This is a genomic window from Rhizobium sp. MHM7A (assembly GCF_005862215.1).
Lineage (GTDB): Bacteria > Pseudomonadota > Alphaproteobacteria > Rhizobiales > Rhizobiaceae > Rhizobium > Rhizobium bangladeshense.
This window is the reverse complement of sequence record NZ_VCHT01000042.1, coordinates 2,501-5,838: the sequence shown is the minus strand read 5'-3', so window position 1 is coordinate 5,838 and position 3,338 is coordinate 2,501. Positions and strand designations below refer to the sequence as shown.

Here is a 3,338-nt window from a genome sequence, read left to right as displayed (position 1 = left end):
CCGGACGACCGCTTTGCGGTCGCCGGGAGATGAGCATGGTCAATGAGAACGATCAAGCCGATCGAGCTATTAGTACCGGTAAGCTTCATGCGTTGCCGCACTTCCACACCCGGCCTATCAACGTGGTCGTCTTCCACGGCTCTGATAGGGAACACTCGTTTTCAGGTGGGTTTCCCGCTTAGATGCCTTCAGCGGTTATCCCGTCCATATATAGCTACCCTGCTATGCCCTTGGCAGGACAACAGGTCCACCAGAGATATGTCCATCCCGGTCCTCTCGTACTAGGGACAGATCCTGTCAATATTCCTACACCCACGGCAGATAGGGACCGAACTGTCTCACGACGTTCTGAACCCAGCTCACGTACCGCTTTAATTGGCGAACAGCCAAACCCTTGGGACCTGCTCCAGCCCCAGGATGCGATGAGCCGACATCGAGGTGCCAAACAACCCCGTCGATATGGACTCTTGGGGGTCATCAGCCTGTTATCCCCGGCGTACCTTTTATCCGTTGAGCGATGGCCCTTCCACGCGGGACCACCGGATCACTATGACCGACTTTCGTCTCTGCTCGACTTGTCAGTCTCGCAGTCAGGCGGGCTTATGCCATTGCACTCGACGACCGATTTCCGACCGGTCTGAGCCCACCATCGCGCGCCTCCGTTACTCTTTCGGAGGCGACCGCCCCAGTCAAACTACCCACCATACACTGTCCCGGACCCGGATGACGGGCCGCGGTTAGACATCCATGACGATAAGGGTGGTATTTCAAGGATGGCTCCACGGAAACTGGCGTCCCCGCTTCAAAGCCTACCACCTATCCTACACATGCCGACACGAATGCCAGTGTAAAGCTATAGTAAAGGTGCACGGGGTCTTTCCGTCTGACCGCAGGAACCCCGCATCTTCACGGGGAATTCAATTTCACTGAGTCTATGTTGGAGACAGCGGGGAAGTCGTTACGCCATTCGTGCAGGTCGGAACTTACCCGACAAGGAATTTCGCTACCTTAGGACCGTTATAGTTACGGCCGCCGTTTACTGGGGCTTCGATTCAAAGCTTGCACCTCTCCTCTTAACCTTCCAGCACCGGGCAGGCGTCAGACCCTATACGTCGTCTTGCGACTTCGCAGAGCCCTGTGTTTTTGATAAACAGTCGCTACCCCCTGGTCTGTGCCACCCCAAAATACTTGCGTAAATTGGGGTCACGCTTCTTCCGAAGTTACGCGTGCAATTTGCCGAGTTCCTTCAACATAGTTCTCTCAAGCGCCTTGGTATACTCTACCTGACCACCTGTGTCGGTTTCGGGTACGGTCTATACGGTGGAGCTATTTCCTGGAACCGCGTCCCGGCCCAGACAATCCAATAAGTCTGAACCAGTTGAGCAATCCGTCACTTCCACCAGGCCCACGAATATTAACGTGGTTCCCATCGACTACGCGTGTCCGCCTCGTCTTAGGGGCCGGCTAACCCTGCTCAGATTAACTTTAAGCAGGAACCCTTGGTCTTTCGGCGAGAGGGTCTCTCACCCTCTTTATCGTTACTCATGTCAACATTCGCACTTCCGATACCTCCAGGAGCCCTCACGGGTCTCCCTTCATCAGCTTACGGAACGCTCCGCTACCACGTGTATTGCTACACATCCTCAGCTTCGGTGCATGGCTTCAGCCCCGTTACATTTTCGGCGCAAAGACCCTTATTTAGACCAGTGAGCTGTTACGCTTTCTTTAAATGATGGCTGCTTCTAAGCCAACATCCTGGTTGTTTTGGGATCCTCACATCCTTTCCCACTTAGCCATGACTTGGGGACCTTAGCTGGAGGTTAGGGTTGTTGCCCTTTTCACGACGGACGTTAGCACCCGCCGTGTGTCTGCCGAGTAGTACTCCCCGGTATTCGGAGTTTGGTTAGGATCAGTAAGACGGTGAGTCCCCATAGCCCATCCAGTGCTCTACCCCCGGGGGTATTCGCTCGACGCTCTACCTAAATAGATTTCGCGGAGAACCAGCTATTTCCGAGTTTGATTGGCCTTTCACCCCTAGCCACAAGTCATCCCAATCTATTGCAACAGATGCGGGTTCGGTCCTCCAGTTGGTGTTACCCAACCTTCAACCTGCTCATGGCTAGATCACTCGGTTTCGGGTCTAATGCAACAAACTATATCGCCCTGTTCAGACTCGCTTTCGCTGCGCCTACACCTACCGGCTTAAGCTTGCTTGTTACACTAAGTCGTTGACCCATTATACAAAAGGTACGCCGTCACCCTTACAGGCTCCGACTGTTTGTAGGCATCCGGTTTCAGGTTCTATTTCACTCCCCTTGTCGGGGTGCTTTTCACCTTTCCCTCACGGTACTTGTTCGCTATCGGTCATGCACGAGTACTTAGGCTTGGAGAGTGGTCTCCCCATGTTCAGACAGGATTTCTCGTGTCCCGCCCTACTCTAGGACAATCGTGATATCTACGCGTACGGGGCTGTCACCCACTACGGCCGCACTTTCCAGAGCGTTCCACTTTAATCACAATTGCCACTGGCCTGGTCCGCGTTCGCTCGCCACTACTTGCGGAGTCTCGGTTGATGTCCTTTCCTGCAGGTACTTAGATGTTTCAGTTCCCTGCGTTCGCTTCTTACACCCTATTTTATTCAGGTGCAGATACCTTATAACAATGCTTGGAAAGATAAGACGATCAACAGATCGTCTTAAATTTTCCAAGCATTTAAGGTGGGTTGCCCCATTCGGAGATCCATGGATCAAAGCTCATTCGCAGCTCCCCACGGCTTTTCGCAGCGTATCACGTCCTTCATCGCCTGTGCATGCCAAGGCATCCACCAAATGCCCTTACGACACTTAATCGTTCTCATTGCCAATGCTCATCTATATTTGGATTTGGCAAACCTTATCCACTCGGCTTTCGCCCTCGTGGGGTGCCAAATCTGACCATCCGGACAACCTTGCGATTGCCGTGCGGTCAGTCCAAAATCCGGTTACCTTTTACAACCGGATCATTTCATGATGCCATCGACGTGTTCGACCTGATCACTTTATTGGAGCTACGCCGAGCAGCTCGCTTGTGTCAGGTCTTAAGACCAGCTTCTCGAGATTGGATCCGATACCGCGCGGTCAGGCAACGGTAATCCGATCGTCCGTCAGACGAGGCCCGAAGGCCACGAACAACACGCGATAAACCGCTATGCGGTTCACGCTGACGATCCAGAGCGACAAGCTTCCTTCCACCCTCCAGTCCCTCCACCACATCCGGCCGGCTAGGCCATCCATGGTTTCACAAGAACTGGGCTCGGACGCTTCGGGCCTAAACCCAAAACACCTGGAAGCCTCCAGATC

General features: G+C 53.5%; 1 rRNA gene. It reads right to left on the bottom strand.

What is annotated here, in order from left to right:
- Window positions 1-48: 48 nt before the first annotated feature.
- Window positions 49-2,849: ribosomal RNA gene (locus FFR93_RS39930) — 23S ribosomal RNA — on the bottom strand.
- Window positions 2,850-3,338 lie beyond the last annotated feature (489 nt).